At 61.5% G+C, this 17075-nt stretch carries 14 protein-coding genes and 3 tRNA genes; 8 read left to right on the top strand and 9 right to left on the bottom strand.

Going from position 1 to position 17075, the window contains the following annotated elements:
* Positions 1-25: 25 nt before the first annotated feature.
* The 4 genes from ACQY1P_RS12370 to ACQY1P_RS12355 all read left to right on the top strand — a co-directional run bounded on the left by ACQY1P_RS12370 (position 26) and on the right by ACQY1P_RS12355 (position 1192).
* On the top strand, positions 26-490 hold the full coding sequence (locus ACQY1P_RS12370; protein WP_430256471.1) for a hypothetical protein: 465 nt from the start codon (positions 26-28) through the stop codon (positions 488-490).
* Positions 491-667: 177 nt separating this feature from the next.
* Positions 668-742, top strand: a tRNA-Glu gene (locus ACQY1P_RS12365).
* A gap of 149 nt (positions 743-891) precedes the next feature.
* Positions 892-966: transfer RNA gene (locus ACQY1P_RS12360), tRNA-Glu, on the top strand.
* Positions 967-1117: 151 nt separating this feature from the next.
* A tRNA-Glu gene (locus tag ACQY1P_RS12355) sits at positions 1118-1192 on the top strand.
* A 26-nt stretch (positions 1193-1218) separates the two neighbouring features.
* On the opposite strand, the gene recJ is transcribed toward ACQY1P_RS12355, so the two are convergent.
* The 4 genes from recJ to ACQY1P_RS12335 form a co-directional block, all read right to left on the bottom strand.
* Positions 1219-3024 carry a single-stranded-DNA-specific exonuclease RecJ gene (gene recJ, locus ACQY1P_RS12350; RefSeq protein ID WP_430256470.1) on the bottom strand — a complete coding sequence of 602 codons (1806 nt, stop codon included), beginning with the start codon at positions 3022-3024 and terminating at the stop codon, positions 1219-1221.
* Between the two features lie 153 nt (positions 3025-3177).
* Positions 3178-4497, bottom strand: coding sequence for a homoserine dehydrogenase (locus ACQY1P_RS12345; RefSeq protein WP_430256469.1), 1320 nt, complete (start codon positions 4495-4497; stop codon positions 3178-3180).
* A gap of 97 nt (positions 4498-4594) precedes the next feature.
* Positions 4595-5815, bottom strand: a complete 1221-nt coding sequence (locus ACQY1P_RS12340; protein WP_430256468.1) for an LL-diaminopimelate aminotransferase — start codon at positions 5813-5815, stop codon at positions 4595-4597.
* 129 nt (positions 5816-5944) lie between these two features.
* Positions 5945-6349, bottom strand: a complete 405-nt coding sequence (locus tag ACQY1P_RS12335) for a hypothetical protein (protein ID WP_092662150.1) — start codon at positions 6347-6349, stop codon at positions 5945-5947.
* 121 nt (positions 6350-6470) lie between these two features.
* Between ACQY1P_RS12335 and ACQY1P_RS12330 the strand changes: the two genes are divergently transcribed.
* The 4 genes from ACQY1P_RS12330 to radC are packed head-to-tail and all read left to right on the top strand — an operon-like array spanning position 6471 to position 10758.
* Positions 6471-8318 carry a PHA/PHB synthase family protein gene (locus ACQY1P_RS12330; protein WP_430256467.1) on the top strand — a complete coding sequence of 616 codons (1848 nt, stop codon included), beginning with the start codon at positions 6471-6473 and terminating at the stop codon, positions 8316-8318.
* Between the two features lie 27 nt (positions 8319-8345).
* Complete coding sequence (gene sfsA / locus ACQY1P_RS12325; RefSeq protein WP_430243665.1) at positions 8346-9065, top strand: DNA/RNA nuclease SfsA; 720 nt, start codon at positions 8346-8348, stop codon at positions 9063-9065.
* A 26-nt stretch (positions 9066-9091) separates the two neighbouring features.
* Positions 9092-9931 carry a type I methionyl aminopeptidase gene (map, locus tag ACQY1P_RS12320; RefSeq protein WP_062457453.1) on the top strand — a complete coding sequence of 280 codons (840 nt, stop codon included), beginning with the start codon at positions 9092-9094 and terminating at the stop codon, positions 9929-9931.
* Between the two features lie 2 nt (positions 9932-9933).
* The gene (gene radC / locus ACQY1P_RS12315) at positions 9934-10758 is read left to right on the top strand and encodes a RadC family protein (protein ID WP_082471900.1); all 825 of its coding nucleotides are present in this window, start codon (positions 9934-9936) and stop codon (positions 10756-10758) included.
* 17 nt (positions 10759-10775) lie between these two features.
* Here the strand turns inward: radC and ACQY1P_RS12310 are convergent, their stop codons facing one another.
* From ACQY1P_RS12310 to ACQY1P_RS12290, 5 genes are read right to left on the bottom strand one after another with little or no spacing between them, the layout of a single operon-like run.
* A complete protein-coding gene (locus ACQY1P_RS12310; protein WP_430256466.1) occupies positions 10776-12602 on the bottom strand; it encodes an ABC transporter ATP-binding protein in 1827 nt (608 codons plus the stop codon).
* 10 nt (positions 12603-12612) lie between these two features.
* Positions 12613-13377 (bottom strand): DUF1028 domain-containing protein, encoded by a 765-nt coding sequence (locus tag ACQY1P_RS12305; protein ID WP_430256465.1) that lies wholly within the window; start codon positions 13375-13377, stop codon positions 12613-12615.
* A 3-nt stretch (positions 13378-13380) separates the two neighbouring features.
* Positions 13381-15165, bottom strand: a complete 1785-nt coding sequence (locus ACQY1P_RS12300) for a gamma-glutamyltransferase family protein (protein ID WP_430256464.1) — start codon at positions 15163-15165, stop codon at positions 13381-13383.
* Positions 15166-15204: 39 nt separating this feature from the next.
* The gene (locus ACQY1P_RS12295; RefSeq protein WP_162728346.1) at positions 15205-16077 is read right to left on the bottom strand and encodes an ABC transporter permease; all 873 of its coding nucleotides are present in this window, start codon (positions 16075-16077) and stop codon (positions 15205-15207) included.
* Positions 16074-17021, bottom strand: coding sequence for an ABC transporter permease (locus ACQY1P_RS12290; protein WP_062457470.1), 948 nt, complete (start codon positions 17019-17021; stop codon positions 16074-16076). The genes ACQY1P_RS12295 and ACQY1P_RS12290 overlap by 4 nt, the downstream gene beginning before the upstream one ends.
* Positions 17022-17075: the final 54 nt, after the last annotated feature.

Here is a 17075-nt window from a genome sequence, read left to right as displayed (position 1 = left end):
AGCCTTAATGATGAGCAGTTGCTCGATGACCCGCAAGGTTGCCGACGCCGATCCGGTCTCCGCAGAGGCGGTGGCCGCGGAGCAACCAGATGGCGCGGCAAAACCGCTTGTCAAAGCCGGCACGAGTGGCGCCGGCCTCTATGTCGATCCCCTCGTCTCCACAAAGGCGCACCAGGCCAAATCAGCGGCAGTTGCAACGACTACGGCGCCGGGCGCCAACGCCGCCCCCGGCGCCTTTCCTCCGGCGCCGGAGCAGCCGTCGAACTCCATCGCCGGGCTCGTCACGCAACCGACTGGCGTGCGCGCGAGCAGCTACAGCATCTTTTCGTCCAACGCATCGCCATTCCCATCGGCGACGACGGCACCTGCTGCTGCCCCTGACGGGCAGACAGCCGTCGCCGCTCCGGCCGGCGGCATCAATGCAGCACATGGCAGCGTCTTCACTCCCCGCCAGCCGCTGCCGGACCCGTCACAACAGGCGCAGCTCTAACCATCAGCCTTGAGCGGGGGCGAAAAGAGCGCGCTGGTCAAATCGGATAAGCCGCTGATTTCGCATGGCTTTACGCTCACTGAAGCCACATTTTCCGCGCATCTAATTTTTCGCAAAAAACATCGTTTTTGCGCTTGCGGTAACGAAATCACGCCTCTATAAGGGCGCTCACTGTACGCGCCCTTCGTCTATCGGTTAGGACGTCAGATTTTCATTCTGAAAAGAGGGGTTCGACTCCCCTAGGGCGTACCAGTTCTTTCTTTCAAACTGTTGATTTTGCACAAAAACCTCTAAGTTCTCTTGGAGCATCCAGCCGCGCAATTTTCTCTGTTTATCTTCCGAAAAATACCGTTTTTTGGCTTGTCTGTTTGAAAAAGCGTCCCTATAAGACGCTCCTGTACGCGCCCTTCGTCTATCGGTTAGGACGTCAGATTTTCATTCTGAAAAGAGGGGTTCGACTCCCCTAGGGCGTACCACTTCCCCCTTCTTCCATATCTTCAGGCTTGTTCGCTCGCGCGTTTTCCCGCGGCATGCCTTGGCTTGGATTATTTCATTTAAAAACAGAGAAATATCGATTTTCCTACTTGCCGGATCGGGCAAGCCTGACTATACGAGCGCTCACTGTACGCGCCCTTCGTCTATCGGTTAGGACGTCAGATTTTCATTCTGAAAAGAGGGGTTCGACTCCCCTAGGGCGTACCAGTTTCCCCTTTTGATTAAGCCGTAATTTATCGCGACTCGACCGCGTCGAGAAGCCTGAGCTGGATGCGCCGGTTTCCCTGCCACTGGTCGGCCGTGAGGCATCCCGCGGCATGGATCTGCTTTCCGCGGGAGTTGAGCAGCATCTGGCCGAGCGGCGTTTCGGCCGCCCTGAAGGCGATCCCCTCCAGACGCGTGCCATCGAGTGATTCCAGCGTGATCTTCACATGCGCCGTACCGACCAGCCGCACATCTCTCAGACGATGGGCGGGAATGGCAAAGACGGGCTGCGCATGGCCAGAGCCGTAGGGGCCCGCCTGTTCCAGCTGGTCGAATAGCGCGATCGTGGCTCCTGATGCCGAAAGCGCGCCATCGATCTTCAGCACATGGTTGGCAACGAGAGCCGGAACGCCCTCAGCCGCCACTTCCTCGAAATAGGCGCGCAGCTTGCCGAGGTTGGCGCGCTCGACGGTCAGTCCCGCCGCCATGGCGTGACCGCCACCTTTTAGCAGAAGCCCTGATTCGACTGCGCCGCGAACCATCCGGCCCATGTCGAAACCGTTGATCGAACGGCCGGAACCGGTGCCCTTGCCGGACGGGTCGAAAGCGATCGCGAAGGCAGGCCGCCGGAATTTCTCCTTCAGTCTCGCAGCGAGAAGACCGACGATGCCCGGATGCCATTTCTCATGCGCTGTGACGATGACGGACGCGCCCTCGGCGTCACCGTATTCGCCAAGAACTTCGGCTTCGGCTTCCGCCAGCATGGCGGCTTCCATGGCCTGCCGCTCGCGGTTCAGATCGTCCAGCCGGCCGGCGATCTCCTCCGCCTTGATATCGTCTTCCAGTGTCAGCAAGCGGCTGCCGAGCGCTGCATCGCCGATTCGCCCGCCGGCATTGATACGTGGGCCGATCATGAAGCCGAAATGATAGGGCGTCACCGGTCCGCCAAGACCCGCCTTTCGAAACAACGCCGTGAGTCCCGGATTGACCATGTGACGGGCGGCGATCAGCCCCTTCACCACATAGGCACGGTTCAGCCCCTTTAGTGGCACGACATCGCAAACGGTTGCCAGCGCCACCAGATCCAGCAGACCGAGCAGATCGAGAGACTGTGCGCGGCTATCGCCACCTTCGCGCAGCTGCTTCAGGGTCGCGACCATGACCAGAAACACGACGCCTGCCGCGCAGAGATGCCCCTGCCCCGAGAGATCGTCCTGACGGTTCGGATTGACGAGCGCCACACAGGGCGGCAGCACATGCCCGACCTGGTGATGGTCGATCACGACCACATCGCAGCCCTCGTCCTTAGCAGCCGTCAGCGCGTCCTGGCTCGTCGAGCCGCAATCGACCGTGACGATCAGTTGCGCGCCGTTGGCCACCAGTTGGCGGATCGCGTTCGGGTTCGGCCCGTAGCCTTCGAAGATGCGATCCGGAATATAGATCTCCGCCTCGACACCGAAATGGGTGAGGAAACGATAGAGCAAGGCGGAAGAGGCCGCGCCGTCCACATCGTAATCGCCGAAGATCGCAACCCGTTCGGGCCGGTTGATCGCCGCGACCAGTCTCGCTGCAGCCTTGCCGCAATCCGTCAGCGTCAGCGGATCGGGCATCAGCGAGCGGATGGTCGGATCAAGGAAGGCCGGGGCATCGTCGAGCGTCACGCCGCGGCCGGCAAGCACGCGGGCGACCAGTTCGGGAATACCGTGGATCTGGCTGATGGCAAGCGCGCGGTTCTGCGCCGCCTGGTCGAGCCGCGACACCCAGCGCTGGCCACTCACCGATTGCTCTACGTTCAGGAACGCGCGCGGTACCGGATCGACCGGTGACGTTGTCATGGAGAGGCTGCTGGCGATTGAGGTGGTCGATTGGGTGGTCATGCAGCCGTTTTAGCGCATCAGCGCATCAACAGTAATCTGTTTTCGGCAGCGGACGTGGCCTCGGCGAAAAAACACCGGGGCCAGTCTAGTGTGGCTCGACGGCTACGTGGGTCACATGTCCTTGGGCCGTTCGATCCGGATGACCTGCGGTTCGCCAACCAGATAGCTCTCGGCCTTGATGGCATCGACGGCCTTGCGGACCGAATCCTCCATCGTCGCGTGCGTGACAAGGATGATCGTCTTCGACATCACGGACGAATCGGGCTTTGAGCGCTGGACGATCGATTCCAGCGAGATGGCGTTCTCGGCCATGCGGGCAGCGATCGAGGCGAAGACGCCGGTTCGGTCGGCAACGGTCAGGCGGATGAAATAACCACCTTCGTGGCTCTGCATCTGGGCGCGCTTGTAAGGTGTAAGTGACGCGGCCGGCGTGCCGAGGACCGGCACCTGCTGCGCACCCGGACGGCTCTTGGCGATGTCGGCGATATCGCCAAGCACCGAGGATGCCGTTGCATTGCCACCGGCACCGGGGCCGACCATCAGCAATTCGCCGAGGATGTCGGATTCGATCGCCACGGCATTGGTGACACCGTCGACCTGCGCGATGACCGAATCACGGGGTACCATGGTCGGGTGAACGCGCTGCTCGATGCCGGTTTCGGTGCGCTGCGCGACGCCGAGAAGCTTGATGCGGTAGCCCAGATCGGCGGCCGCGTGGATATCGTCAATCGAGATATTGGTGATCCCTTCGAGATAGATCTCGTCGGGCGCGATCTGCGTCCCGAAAGCAAGCGTCGTCAGGATTGCCAGCTTGTGCGCCGTATCGTTGCCCTCGATATCGAAGGCCGGATCGGCTTCCGCATAGCCCAGCCGCTGCGCTTCCTTGAGGCAGTCGGCAAAGGACAGGCCCTCCTTCTCCATCCGGGTCAGGATGTAGTTGCAGGTGCCGTTCATGATGCCGTAGACACGCGAAATCGTGTTGCCGGTCAGGGACTCGCGAAGGGCCTTGATGACGGGGATACCACCGGCAACGGCTGCCTCGAAATTGAGGAGCGCGCCGTTTTCTTCGGCAATCATTGCGAGTTCGACGCCGGATGCGGCCAGCAGCGCCTTGTTGGCTGTCACCACGTGGAGACCGCGACGCAAGGCTGCGCGCACGGAATCAGCAGCCGCCCCTTCCGCGCCGCCCATCAGTTCCACGAACACGTCGATATCGGCGTTTGCAGCCATATCTTCGGCACTATCGAACCAGGTCACGGCCGTCAGATCGATGCCGCGGTCGCGGCTGCGGTCTCTCGCCGTCACGGCGGCAATCTCGATCGGGCGTCCGCAGGTGACAGCCAGTTCGTTGGCACGGGTCTGGATGATGCGAACGAGGGAGGCACCGACAGTGCCAAGACCCGCAATGCCGACTCTGAGGGCATCTGCCATGATAGTTTTCCTGGTATTTTGGGAGACTGGTATTTGGGAGAAATGGGGCGGTCAGAACGGCCGCCCCTCAAATCGTGATCGGCGGACCGGTTCGCGGTCAGCGACGCGTGTTGAGCGTAATCACGTTGTGCATCGTATCATCTGCCGTCGACAGAAACTTCTTGATGCTGCGGGCAGCCTGGCGAATGCGATGCTCGTTTTCGACCAGTGCGAGGCGGACGTAGTCGTCGCCCATTTCACCGAAACCGACACCGGGTGCGACGGCAACGTGCGCCTTCTCGACGAGAAGCTTGGAGAATTCCAGGCTCCCGAGATGGCGGAACTTTTCCGGAATTTTCGCCCAGGCAAACATAGTCGCCGGTGGCGGCGGCACGTCGAAACCGGCCTTGCCGAAGCTTTCCACCATCACGTCACGGCGACGCTTGTAGACGCTGCGCACTTCCGCAATGTCCGCCCCATCACCGTTCAGCGCGTGGGCTGCAGCCACCTGGATCGGTGTGAACGCGCCGTAGTCGAGATACGATTTGACGCGTGTCAGCGCTGCGATCAGCCGCTCGTTGCCGACGGCAAAGCCCATGCGCCAGCCGGGCATCGAGAAGGTTTTCGACATCGAGGTGAATTCGACGGCCACATCCATCGCACCCGCCACTTCGAGAACCGAAGGCGGCGGATTGTTGTCGTCGAAATAGATCTCCGAATAGGCAAGATCGGAGAGCACGATGATCTCGTGCTTCTTCGCGAACGCGATCACTTCCTTGTAGAAATCGAGCGACGCGATATGCGCCGTCGGGTTGGACGGGTAATTGATGATGAGTGCCAGCGGCTTCGGGATCGAATGCTTGACCGCGCGTTCCAGCGGCGGAAAGAAGCTATCGTCCGGCTCGACAGACATGGAGCGGATCACGCCGCCCGCCATCAGGAAGCCGAAGGCGTGGATCGGGTATGTCGGATTGGGGCAGAGGATGACGTCACCGGGTGCGGTGATCGCCTGCGCCATGTTGGCGAAGCCTTCCTTGGAGCCGAGCGTTGCCACGACCTGCGTATCCGGGTTCAGCTTCACACCAAACCGGCGCGCATAGTAAGCAGCCTGCGCGCGGCGAAGGCCCGGAATGCCCTTGGAGGAGGAGTAGCGGTGCGTGCGCGGATCCTGGACGACTTCGCAGAGCTTGTCGACGATCGCCTGCGGAGTAGGTAGATCGGGATTGCCCATGCCGAGATCGATAATGTCCGCGCCACCCGCTCGCGCGCTTGCTTTCAAACGGTTCACCTGTTCGAAAACGTAGGGCGGCAGACGCCGGACTTTATGAAACTCTTCCATGTTGTTCCTCAAGGATGAAATCGAAGCAGAGCTCGTCCCGCTGCTCGAGCCTCACTTTATGCCATTTTTGCTTTGCGGCCAAATGTCCTCAAACGCAATAGCAATATCCGGCCGGATCGGCTCGTCGCCCTATTGGCCGGAAATACCGGCCTGGGCATCCTTGCCATGATCGGTGGCGAGCTTGCGGTACTCGACCACACGACGCTGATACTCCGCTTCGGAGATGGTGCCGGACTTGCGGGCTCGGGCAAGCGATGCCATGCGCGGCTCGGTCTTCTGGTAATCTGCATCTTCGATCTGCTCGTTGGCAGCGCGAAGCGTATAGTCGAATGTGGGATATGTGCCGGTGTCGCGCTTGACGATCGGACCCGGAGGCGGTGCCGTCCTGGTCTGCGTGATGACGGCCGGTGGCGGCGTATTGGGAATACCATCATCCAGCGCAAAGCTGTTGCTGTTGCAGCCGGACACAAGAGGCATGGCGCCGATACCGATGAAAAGCGGTAACCAGCCGATGCGACGCCTCAGTTTTTCCATGTCCGTACCCATTTTCTGTCGCCGGGGCCATCTACCCGGCAGCCTAGCCGCTGGCACTTGTATTCGGTTTCAGCCACAATGTACAAATGAAATCAGACGACAGCTGACGAGGAGGGCTCGCGTGGCGCAAAACTCCGGGGATAAGGGGACAGGCGGTCCGGAATTTCCGGGCTTCGACCCCAAGGCGGTCGAGGCCTATATCGTCAAGGACCCGCACGAGATGGCGATGAATTTCGCGCGTGCCATGGAGAACCTCGGCAAGGCCGCATCGGATTGGCTCGCGCCAAGGGAGCGCGGCGATATTCCAGACCCCGCGCTCGATCCGCTCAGTGACCTCATCAAGACGCTTTCGCAGGTCACCGAGTACTGGATTTCAGAGCCGCAACGGACGCTGCAAGCACAAACCCTGCTCTTCTCAAGCTATATGGAAATCTGGACGCGATCGCTCTCGCAATTCGGAGGCGCGCCTCAAGAGAGCGAGCCAGCGGCGCTGCCGAGAGACAAGCGATTCGCCGACGAGGACTGGGTGAAGAACCCGTTCTTTGCGTTCATGCGGCAAGTCTTCACGGTTACCGCCACCTGGGCCGAGACTCTGGTTGCCGAGGCGCAGGGGCTGGACGAGCATACGCGGCACAAGGCGGCATTCTACGTGAAGCAGGTGACCGCTGCGTTGTCGCCTGCAAATTTTGCGATCACCAACCCCGAAGTCTATCGCGCGACGGTCGCCTCGCACGGAGCCAATCTCGTCACCGGTATGAAAATGCTGGCCGAGGACATCATGGCCGGCGGCGGCGAGCTGAGACTTCGCCAGACGGATGCCTCCAAGTTTGCGCTCGGCCTCAATATCGCGCTTACACCCGGCAAGGTCGTCGCCCGCAACGACCTCTGCGAGGTTCTGCAATACGAACCGACGACGGAGACGGTCTTCAAACGGCCGCTGGTCATCGTGCCGCCCTGGATCAACAAGTTCTACATTCTCGACCTGACACCGCAAAAGAGCTTCATCAAGTGGTGCGTCGACCGCGGGCACACCGTGTTCGTGATCTCCTGGGTCAATCCCGACAGGCGCCATGCGGCCAAGGGATGGGAAGCCTACATGCACGAGGGCATCGATTTTGCGCTCGACACGATCGAGACGTCGACCGGCGAACGCGAGGTCGATGCGATCGGCTACTGCGTCGGCGGCACGTTGCTGGCGGCTACGCTCGCCTTCCACGCCAAGACAAACGTGAAAAGGATCGCATCGGCGACGTTCCTCGCTACCCAGGTCGACTTTACCCATGCAGGCGACCTCAAGGTCTTCGTCGACGAGGCGCAGGTTTCGACGATCGAGACCTATATGAACGCGACCGGCTATTTCGACGGGTCGAAGATGGCGGCGGCATTCAACATGCTGCGTGCGTCCGAGCTGATCTGGCCTTACGTGGTCAATAACTATCTCAAGGGCCAGGAGCCGCTGCCGTTCGACCTGCTGTATTGGAATTCGGACTCGACCCGGATGACACCTGCCAACCACGCCTACTACCTGCGCAATTGCTACCTCGATAACAAGCTCTCCAACGGCCTGATGGAACTTGCCGGGGAGCGTCTGTCGCTGAAGGACATCGTCATTCCCGTTTATAATCTTGCCACAAGCGAAGACCACATCGCGCCTGCGAAATCCGTGTTCCTCGGCTCGTCGCTGTTTGGCGGTTCGGTCGATTTCGTGCTGGCTGGATCCGGCCATATCGCAGGCGTCGTCAATCCGCCGGAAAGACGGAAGTACCGATACTGGACCGATGGCCAATTGAAGGACACGCTGGAGGACTGGGTTGCCGGCTCGCAGGAGCATGAGGGGTCGTGGTGGACGCATTGGCAGGACTGGATCGGACCGAAAGCGGGTAACCAGGTGCCGGCACGAAAGCCCGGCGGGTCCGCGCTCACCGCGTTGGCCGACGCACCGGGAACCTACGTTCTCGTCCGCGACTGACACTTCCCAGCATTCCAGAAGAACCTCATGCGCTTTGATCCGCCGCTCGTCTCCGCAACGCTTGTCCAGCGCTACAAGCGCTTCCTGTTCGACGCGGTGCTGGAGGATGGCACGCCGTTTACCGGGTCGTGTCCGAATACCGGCTCCATGCGGGGATTGACGGAGCCCGGGTCGAGGATCTGGGTATCGGAGCATGACAGCCCGACCCGCAAATACCGTCACATGTTCGAAATGGTCGAGGCCGGCGGCGAGATGGTCGGCATCAATACCGGACTGCCCAACAGGCTAACCGAAGAAGCGATCCGTGCCGGCCTGATCCCCAGCCTTTCCGGCTACGGCACGATCCTGCGCGAGCAGAGATACGGGCGTAACTCCCGCATCGACTTTCTCCTCAAGCAGGAAAATCTGCCGGATGCCTATGTGGAAGTGAAGAACGTCCATTTCAGCCGTTCAGCGGGGCTCGCCGAATTTCCTGACACCGTGACGAAGCGCGGCGCCAAGCATCTCGAGGAGCTCGGCGATATGGTGGAGGCAGGTCACCGGGCGGTGATGATCTACCTCATTCAGCGTCACGACTGCACGCGGTTTTCGATCTGCAGCGATCTCGACCCGATGTATGCGATCGCATTCGCTCGTGCCAAGGCGCGCGGCGTCGAGGCCTATGCGCTCCGCTGCCGCGTCACTCGCGAGGAAATCATAGCGTCGGGAATGGTTATGATGGACGAACCCCGCCCCTCTGTTTTATGAACTGTGGGAGTTGCGAGAGAAATATCATGGTCAATTACATCGAGGCGGTTTCCGCCCCCTCAAAAAACACGGGTGCTATCCGTCTCTACGATACGGCGCAGGATTTTGACGGCATGCGCAAGGCCTGCCAGCTGACGGCGCGCTGCCTCGACGAACTTGCGGCGATCGTTCAGCCGGGCATCACCACCAATGCGATCGACCGTTTCGTGTTCGAGTTCGGCATGGACAATGGCGCCCTTCCCGCAACGCTTGGCTATCGCGGCTACAAATACTCGGTCTGCACCTCGATCAACCATGTCGTCTGCCACGGGATGCCTGAGGACAAGCCGCTGCGCGAGGGCGATATCGTCAATATCGACGTCACCTATATCCTCGATGGCTGGCACGGCGATTCCAGCCGCATGTATCCGGTCGGACAGATCAAACGCGCTGCCGAACGGTTGATGGACGTGACCTACGAATGCCTTCTGCGGGGCATCGCAGCCGTGAAGCCCGGCGCCCGCACCGGCGCGATCGGCGAAGCGATCCAGTCCTATGCGGAGGCCGAGCGCTGCTCGGTCGTGCGCGATTTCTGCGGCCACGGCGTCGGTCGTCTGTTCCACGACTCTCCGAACATCCTCCATTACGGCCGCGCCGACGAAGGGCCGGAAATCCGGGAAGGCATGATCTTTACGATCGAGCCGATGATCAATCTCGGTAAGCCGCATGTGAAGGTTCTTTCCGATGGCTGGACCGCCGTCACCCGCGACCGGTCGCTGTCGGCACAATACGAGCATGCGGTCGGTGTCACCGCGACGGGATGCGAGGTGTTCACCCTGTCGCCCGGCGGTCTCGACCGGCCCGGCCTGCCTCCATTGCAGGCCTGACCATGACCAACCCGCCCGTCTCCTCGCATGACCCTATGGAAGCAAAAGAGGACGACGGGGCGGCCCTGTCTGTCGATGAACGCGGGTTCTTTGCCGAGACGCAGTCCAAGAGGCCGACGGCCAAACTTCCGCAAATCGGATCCCCTGCCGTCACGCAAGAACATTACCACGGCCACCGTGAGCGGTTGCGGGAGAAGTACCGAGACCACGGCGACGCTTCGCTGGCAGACTACGAGATCCTCGAGCTCCTGCTTTTCCGCTCCATCCCGAGGCGCGATACCAAGCCGCTCGCGAAAGCATTGATTGCTCGCTTCGGAAACCTTGCCAGCGTGCTTGGCGCGCCGCTCGGATTACTGCAGGAGGTCAAGGGTATCGGCGAGGCCGTCGCGCTCGACCTCAAGCTTGTCGCGACGACGGGTCAGCGGATGCTGCGAAGCGAGTTGCGGGGCAAGCAGGTGCTTTCGTCCTGGTCTTCGGTGATTGATTACTGCCATGCCGCCATGGCCTATGAGGCCCGAGAACAGTTCCGCGTGCTCTTTCTAGACAAGCGCAACGCCCTGATCTCGGATGAAATCCAGGGGCATGGAACGGTCGACCATACGCCAGTCTATCCGCGCGAAGTGGTGCGGCGAGCCCTGGAGCTTTCGGCGACTGCGCTCATCCTCGTCCACAACCATCCCAGTGGCGACCCTACCCCGTCACGCGCCGATATCGACATGACGCGGACGATCGTGGAGACGGCAAAGCCACTCGGCATCACCGTCCACGACCACATCATCATCGGCAAGGACGGCCATGCCAGCCTCAAGGGGTTGAAGCTGATCTGACCTTCAGCGACTGACGATCACGCGACCTGTACGACATGGCCGTCGGAGACTTCGCGATACTCGCGAACCGGTGGCCGGTAATCCATGCCGCGCACCGGGCTTTTCAGCTCGTCGTTGGAAATGCCCCGTCTGATCCCCCGCCTTGCCGGATCCGGCACAGGCACGGCCGCCATGAGCTTCTTGGTGTACGGATGCTGCGGATTGTCGAACACGGCCGCCCGCGGCCCGATCTCGACGATTTCACCGAGATACATGACCGCCACCCGGTGGCTGACCCGTTCCACCACCGCCATGTCGTGACTGATGAACAGGAAGGACAGGTTGAGGCTCTGCTGCAGATCGAGCAGGAGGTTGCAGACTTGCGCCTTGATCGACACGTCCAGCGCCGACACGCTTTCATCGGCAACGATCACCTTCGGATCGAGCGCAAGCGCCCGCGCAATCGCGATGCGCTGGCGCTGGCCGCCCGAAAATTCGTGCGGGTAGCGTTTTGCCATGTCGGCGGAAAGACCGACCTTTTCTAGGAGATCGGCAGTCTTTTCCCGAGCCTGTTTCACCGTGCCGAGCCGGTGCTTGATGAACGGTTCGGATATCGCCGAACCCACCGTCATGCGCGGATTGAGCGATGAGAACGGATCCTGGAAGATCATCTGGACGGACTTGCGCATGTTGCGCAGGCTGACCTGATCGAGCCGAAGGACGTCGTAGCCATCGAGCGAGATATCGCCGCCGGTCGGATCGACGAGGCGCATGATCGAGCGGCCCGTGGTCGACTTGCCGCAACCGGACTCACCGACCAGAGCCAGCGTTTCGCCCTGGAACAGATCGAAGGACACATTTTCCACCGCATGCACCGCGCCGGTCTGGCGCGACAGGAGGCCGGAGCGGATCGGGAAACGGGTCACCAGGTTCTTGACGCTAAGGACCGGTGTGCGGCCCTTTTCCACGGTGCCGGCCACTTCGATCGGCTCGACGGCCAACCCGGTTTTCATGTCGACCACGGGGAAGCGGGTCGGCCAGGCATGGTTCTGCATCGATCCGAGCTTGGGCACCGCCGAGAGCAGTGCACGCGTATACGGATGCTTGCCGCGGTGGAAGATTTCCTCCGTCGGTCCGGTCTCGACCTCGTCGCCACGGAACATGACGATGGTACGGTCGGCGATCTCGGCGACCACGCCCATGTCATGGGTAATGAAAAGAACCGACATGCCCTCCTCTTCCTGAAGCACCTTGATCAGGTCGAGGATCTGTCCCTGGATGGTGACGTCGAGCGCCGTGGTCGGCTCGTCTGCGATCAGAAGCTTCGGCTTTGATGCAAGCGCCATGGCAATCATCACGCGCTGACGCATGCCGCCGGAGAACTGGTGCGGATATTCGTCGAACCTAGATTGCGCGTTGGGGATCCGGACCTTTTCGAGCAGCCTGACGGTTTCGGCGCGCGCTTCCTGCTTGGACATGCCCTTGTGACGGGTGAGAACCTCCGAAATCTGCCGGCCGATGGTGAAGATCGGATTGAGCGAGGTCATCGGCTCCTGAAAGATCATGGATGCTTCGTTGCCGCGCACCCCGCGCATGTCCTTTTCAGAAATGGACAGAAGATCGCGTCCGTTCAGCATTACCTCGCCTTCAATGCGGCTCGTGTTGGACGCAAGCAGGCGCATGATCGACAGGGACGTCACGGATTTTCCCGAGCCGGATTCTCCGACGATGGCAACGGTTTCGCCAGGCATCACATCGAAGGAGACCTTTCGGACGACGCTCTTCCAATCGCCATCGACGAGGAAAGAGGTGGTGAGGTTCTTGACGGAAAGGACAGGAACAGTCGGCGTGGAGGTCTGGCTCATCGGGTGACCCTTACTTGAGCGTCAAAGGAGTGGCGTAGGAGGCTGACGGACGTTTTTCGGCCAGCCGTTGCGCTTCGAGCGCGGCGATCTTTTCGTCGATAATGCTGCGGTCGGTCATGCCGTGCGGGTTTTCCCGGGTCGGCATGGTCTCAGCGACATGCAGGAAGCGCTCCTGCGCCACGGCATAGAGGCGGCGCAGTTCGAAAAGCGGCTCGGGATGATCATCGGCGTTGATCCGCAGCCAGGGATAATCCTGGTCGCGGTAGATGACGAGCGCTGCCGACTGGCGGCCGCGCTTGTCGCCGCCTGCCGCCTCGCCTGCGTCCATCGCATCGAGCAGACGTTCGGCAAGCGGTGCGCCGCGTGCAGCCGCTTCGTTGTAGACACGCATGGTCTCGGCGATCACCTGCGGTCCCGCCAGCATGTTGCCCGCAACCGAGACGTTGCGATCCACGAGATGACCGGCCCAATCGACGCAGTTTTCACCGGTGAAAGCGGCGTTGCGGCCATGGGCGTCGATCAGGTGCATCTGCCGCTGGCGGTGGCCTTCGTCGCGCGCGGTCAGGCTTGCAATGACCTCATCCGGTGACCTGCCCTCCTCGAGAAGCTTCAGGCCATCGGTTCCATAAAGCGGGCTGACGAAGGCCTGGGTGGCGATAGCGCCCACCCTGCCCCTGATATGCGGCACGGCGCATCCAACCGCGAAGAAACGGCTGGCGACGGCTATGCCCAGATGTCCCGTGTCTTGATCACGCGCGACGATTGACCAGGTCATGGTTCACCGTCCAATCGCATAGGCTTGCATCAGGCGTGGCGTTGCAGCCGCCCTCAGCAGACCGTCTGCATCGCGACGCGCAGCCGTCAGGCGGCCGACCGTCCATGGATCGGCGACGGTGACCTTGTGGCCGCGACGGCGGAGGTCTTCGAGTGCGGCTTCACCGATATTGCTCTCGACCATGATCTCGCCCGGCGAGCTCGTGCGCGGATAGAACGAACCGGGGAAATGCGAGGTGTGGAACAGCGGCATGTCGATCGAGGCCTGCAGGTTCTTGCCGTGATGGGCGTAGCGCAGGAAGAACGGCAGCTGCCACTGGTCCTGCTGGTCGCCGCCGGGTGTGCCGAACACCATGGAGGGTTTGCCCTGATGAAGAGCAAGCGACGGTGTCAGCGTCGTGCGCGGGCGTTTTCCAGGCCCAAGCGAGGTCGGCAGGCCTTCCTTCAGCCAGAACATCTGGGCACGCGAGTTGAGGGCGAAACCGAGACCCGGAACGATCGGCGACGACTGCAGCCAGCCGCCCGACGGTGTGGTCGATACCATGTTGCCCCAGCGGTCGATGACGTCGATATGCACCGTATCGCCGCGCTTTTCGGTGAGGTGCGACATGGTCGGCTCGTAAACCGTGCCGGTGCCGCTCATCTCCGCCAGCATCGCCATCGTGGCGTCTACCTGGCGCTCATAGCCCGGAACCGTGCCGGGGCGCAGTTCCATCGAAGCCGTGCTGCCGATCAGCTTCCGCCGCTCGCTGTTGTAGCCTTCCGACAGGAGGTATTCGGTCGGGACCTGGCTGAATTCCGGATCTCCGTAATAGACCTCGCGGTCGGCAAACGCGAGCTTCATCGCCTCGACGACCGTATGGACGAAATCGGGACCGGCCGGATCCATCGCCTCGAGATCGAAGCCTTTTAGAAGCGCCAGCGACTGCAGCAGCACCGGCCCCTGCCCCCAGGCCGGCGTCTTGGCGATCGTCCAGTCCTGGTAATCGAGCGTCTGGGGCGCTTCGATGGTGGCGCTCCAGTTGGCCATGTCGTCGGCGGTGAGCACGCCCTTGTGCTTGGAACCGCTCGCGTCCATCACCTCGGCAGTCTTCAGATAGGTGTCGATCGCTTCGGCCACGAAGCCGCGATAGAACGCGTCACGGGCCGCCTGGACCTGTTCCTCGCGGCCGGACTTCGCTTCCGATTCGGAGATGATCCGCTTGTAGGTTTCGGCGAGAACGGGGTTCCTGAAATTGGAGAGTGCTTCCGGCGCAACGCCACCCGGCAGCCATGTCTCATAGGATGTCGGCCATTCCTTCCGGAAGAATTCCGCCAGGCCCTTGATCGTGTTCGACACGCGCGGAAGCACCGGATGGCCATGCTCGGCGTAGTAGATCGCCGGCTCCAGAACCTCGCGAACGGTCATCGTTCCATAGTCGCGCAGCATCAGCATCCAGCCGTCGAATGCGCCTGGAATGACGGTGGAGAGAAGGCCGTCGCCGGGAATGAGCTTCAGACCTTCGGACGTATAGTGCTCGATGGTGGCACCGGCCGGCGCCGGCCCTTGAGCGCAGATGACTTCGACTTTATCGGTCCTCTTCGAGTAGAAGACGGCCGGCATGTCGCCGCCCGGGCCGCACAGATGCGGTTCGACAATCTGCAGCACGAAGCCCGTCGCGACCGCTGCGTCGAAGGCATTGCCGCCCTTTTCGAGGATCGCCATGCCGACGGCGGAGGCAATCCAGTGGGTGGAGGTGACGACACCGAAGGTGCCGAGGATTTCGGGGCGCGTGGTGAATTCGGTCATTCCAGGTATTCCTTATATAATTCTCTTGTCCGCCGGGCGTTACGCCTCGCGCGGATCCAGTGCATCGCGCAGGCCGTCGCCCAAAAGGTTGAAGCCGATGACGACGAGGAAGATTGCAATCCCTGGCCACATGGCCATCCACGGTGCCTGGCTCAGGAAGTTCTTGGCCGTGTTCAGCATCGAACCCCAGCTCGGGGCCGGTGCCTGCTGACCGAGGCCGAGGAAGGACAGGCTGGCTTCGGCGATGATGGCGGTCGCCACCGTCAAGGTCGCCTGAACGATGATCGGGGCAAACACGTTCGGCAGGATGTAGCGGGTCATGATGTCGACGTGGTTGAGACCGATCGAGCGTGCCCCTTCAACGTAATCCTCCGTCTTCACCGCCAGCACCTGGCCGCGGGTCAGCCGCACGAAGACCGGCATGGCAGACAGGCCGATGGCGATCATCGCGTTGGTGAGGCTTGGGCCGAGGAAGGCGGCAAGCGCGATCGCGGTGATCAGGAACGGCATGGCCAGCAGCGCTTCGGTGACGCGTTGGATGACCTGATCGACCCAGCCGCCGAAATAACCTGACAGCAGTCCGAACGGCACGCCGATGGCAACCGCGATGGCAACGGAGACGACCCCTGCCATCAGCGAGGCACGGGCGCCCCAGATCATCCGCGACAGGATATCGCGGCCGAGATCGTCGGTGCCGAGCCAATGCGCGGCGGACGGCGCCTTGCGCAGTGCCGACCAGCTGGTCGCGATCGGGTCGGCAATCGGCAGGATCGGCGCGGCAATGGCAAGGATCGCGAAAAAGGCGATGATCACCATGCCGACCATCGATCCGCGGTTGGCGCGCATCTTGCGCCATGCCCTGCTTTTCTGGCGCGGCTTTGCGATCGGTGCAGTCTGTTCGATAGCGGTCATAGCGTTGCCCTCAGGCGGGGGTTGAGGAGAACGTAGAGAATATCGGCAATCAGGTTCATGACGATAAAGCCGATGGCCGTGCACATGACGATGCCCTGGACGACGGCATAGTCGCGGGTAAACACTGCATCGACGGTCAGCTTGCCGAAGCCCGGGATGGTGAAGATCTGCTCCGTGAGGACGGCACCACCGAGCAGCTCGCCGAACAGCAGCGCCGACAGGGTGATGATCGGCAGAAGCGCGTTGCGGAACGTGTGGCTGAGGATGACTTCGCGCGGCGACAGTCCCTTGGCGCGGGCAGTGCGGATATAGTCGGAGCTCAACACGCCGAGCATGGCCGAGCGGGTATGGCGCATCAGCTGCGCTGCGAGCGCCGTCGAGAGGACGAAAGCCGGCATGATCATGGTCTTGAGCGAGCGGACCGGATCGACGAAGATCGATTCGTAACCGGATGCCGGCAGCCATCCGAGATTGACCGACACCAGCAGGATCAGCATGATTCCCAGCCAGAAATTCGGGATCGACAGGCCAGACAGCGCGACGACATTGGCGACGTAATCGAGCGTGCGGTTCTTGTAGACCGCTGCCAGAATGCCGGCCGGAATACCGATCAGCATGGCCAGGATCATGGCCATCACCGCGAGCTGGATCGTGACCGGCAGTTTCTGGCCGATCAGTTCCAGCACCGGCTGGTTGGTGCGCAGCGAGACGCCGAAGTCGCCGACCATGATGCCGCCAACCCAGGAGAGATACTGGGTGATGATGGGATCGTTGAGATGATATTTTTCGCGCAGGAATTCGATCGTCGCGGGATCCCGCTCTTCACCGGCCATGGCGAGGATCGGATCGCCCGGCAGCAGTTTCTGCAGCGAGAAGACGAAGATCGAGATGATCAGCAGGGTCGGGATCGCGACCAGCAGGCGCTTTCCGATATAGACAGGCATGGCATCGCCCTCGTGATTTCAGGTGACCGCGCGGAATGTCTTCCGCGCGGTATG

This window comes from Neorhizobium sp. DAR64872/K0K18, from assembly GCF_050500175.1.
Lineage (GTDB): Bacteria > Pseudomonadota > Alphaproteobacteria > Rhizobiales > Rhizobiaceae > Neorhizobium > Neorhizobium soli.
The sequence above is the reverse complement of the archived record's forward strand: the minus strand, read 5'-3'. Positions and strand labels throughout refer to the sequence as shown.

Bases quoted from the DNA above. Each gene is read 5' to 3' on its own strand.
- ACQY1P_RS12370 (WP_430256471.1), top strand. From the start codon at position 26: ATGACCCGCAAGGTTGCCGACGCCGATCCGGTCTCCGCAGAGGCGGTG.
- recJ (WP_430256470.1), bottom strand. From the start codon at position 3,024: ATGACAACGTCACCGGTCGATCCGGTACCGCGCGCGTTCCTGAACGTA.
- ACQY1P_RS12345 (WP_430256469.1), bottom strand. From the start codon at position 4,497: ATGGCAGATGCCCTCAGAGTCGGCATTGCGGGTCTTGGCACTGTCGGT.
- ACQY1P_RS12340 (WP_430256468.1), bottom strand. From the start codon at position 5,815: ATGGAAGAGTTTCATAAAGTCCGGCGTCTGCCGCCCTACGTTTTCGAA.
- ACQY1P_RS12335 (WP_092662150.1), bottom strand. From the start codon at position 6,349: ATGGAAAAACTGAGGCGTCGCATCGGCTGGTTACCGCTTTTCATCGGT.
- sfsA (WP_430243665.1), top strand. From the start codon at position 8,346: ATGCGCTTTGATCCGCCGCTCGTCTCCGCAACGCTTGTCCAGCGCTAC.
- map (WP_062457453.1), top strand. From the start codon at position 9,092: ATGGTCAATTACATCGAGGCGGTTTCCGCCCCCTCAAAAAACACGGGT.
- radC (WP_082471900.1), top strand. From the start codon at position 9,934: ATGACCAACCCGCCCGTCTCCTCGCATGACCCTATGGAAGCAAAAGAG.
- ACQY1P_RS12310 (WP_430256466.1), bottom strand. From the start codon at position 12,602: ATGAGCCAGACCTCCACGCCGACTGTTCCTGTCCTTTCCGTCAAGAAC.
- ACQY1P_RS12305 (WP_430256465.1), bottom strand. From the start codon at position 13,377: ATGACCTGGTCAATCGTCGCGCGTGATCAAGACACGGGACATCTGGGC.
- ACQY1P_RS12300 (WP_430256464.1), bottom strand. From the start codon at position 15,165: ATGACCGAATTCACCACGCGCCCCGAAATCCTCGGCACCTTCGGTGTC.
- ACQY1P_RS12295 (WP_162728346.1), bottom strand. From the start codon at position 16,077: ATGACCGCTATCGAACAGACTGCACCGATCGCAAAGCCGCGCCAGAAA.
- ACQY1P_RS12290 (WP_062457470.1), bottom strand. From the start codon at position 17,021: ATGCCTGTCTATATCGGAAAGCGCCTGCTGGTCGCGATCCCGACCCTG.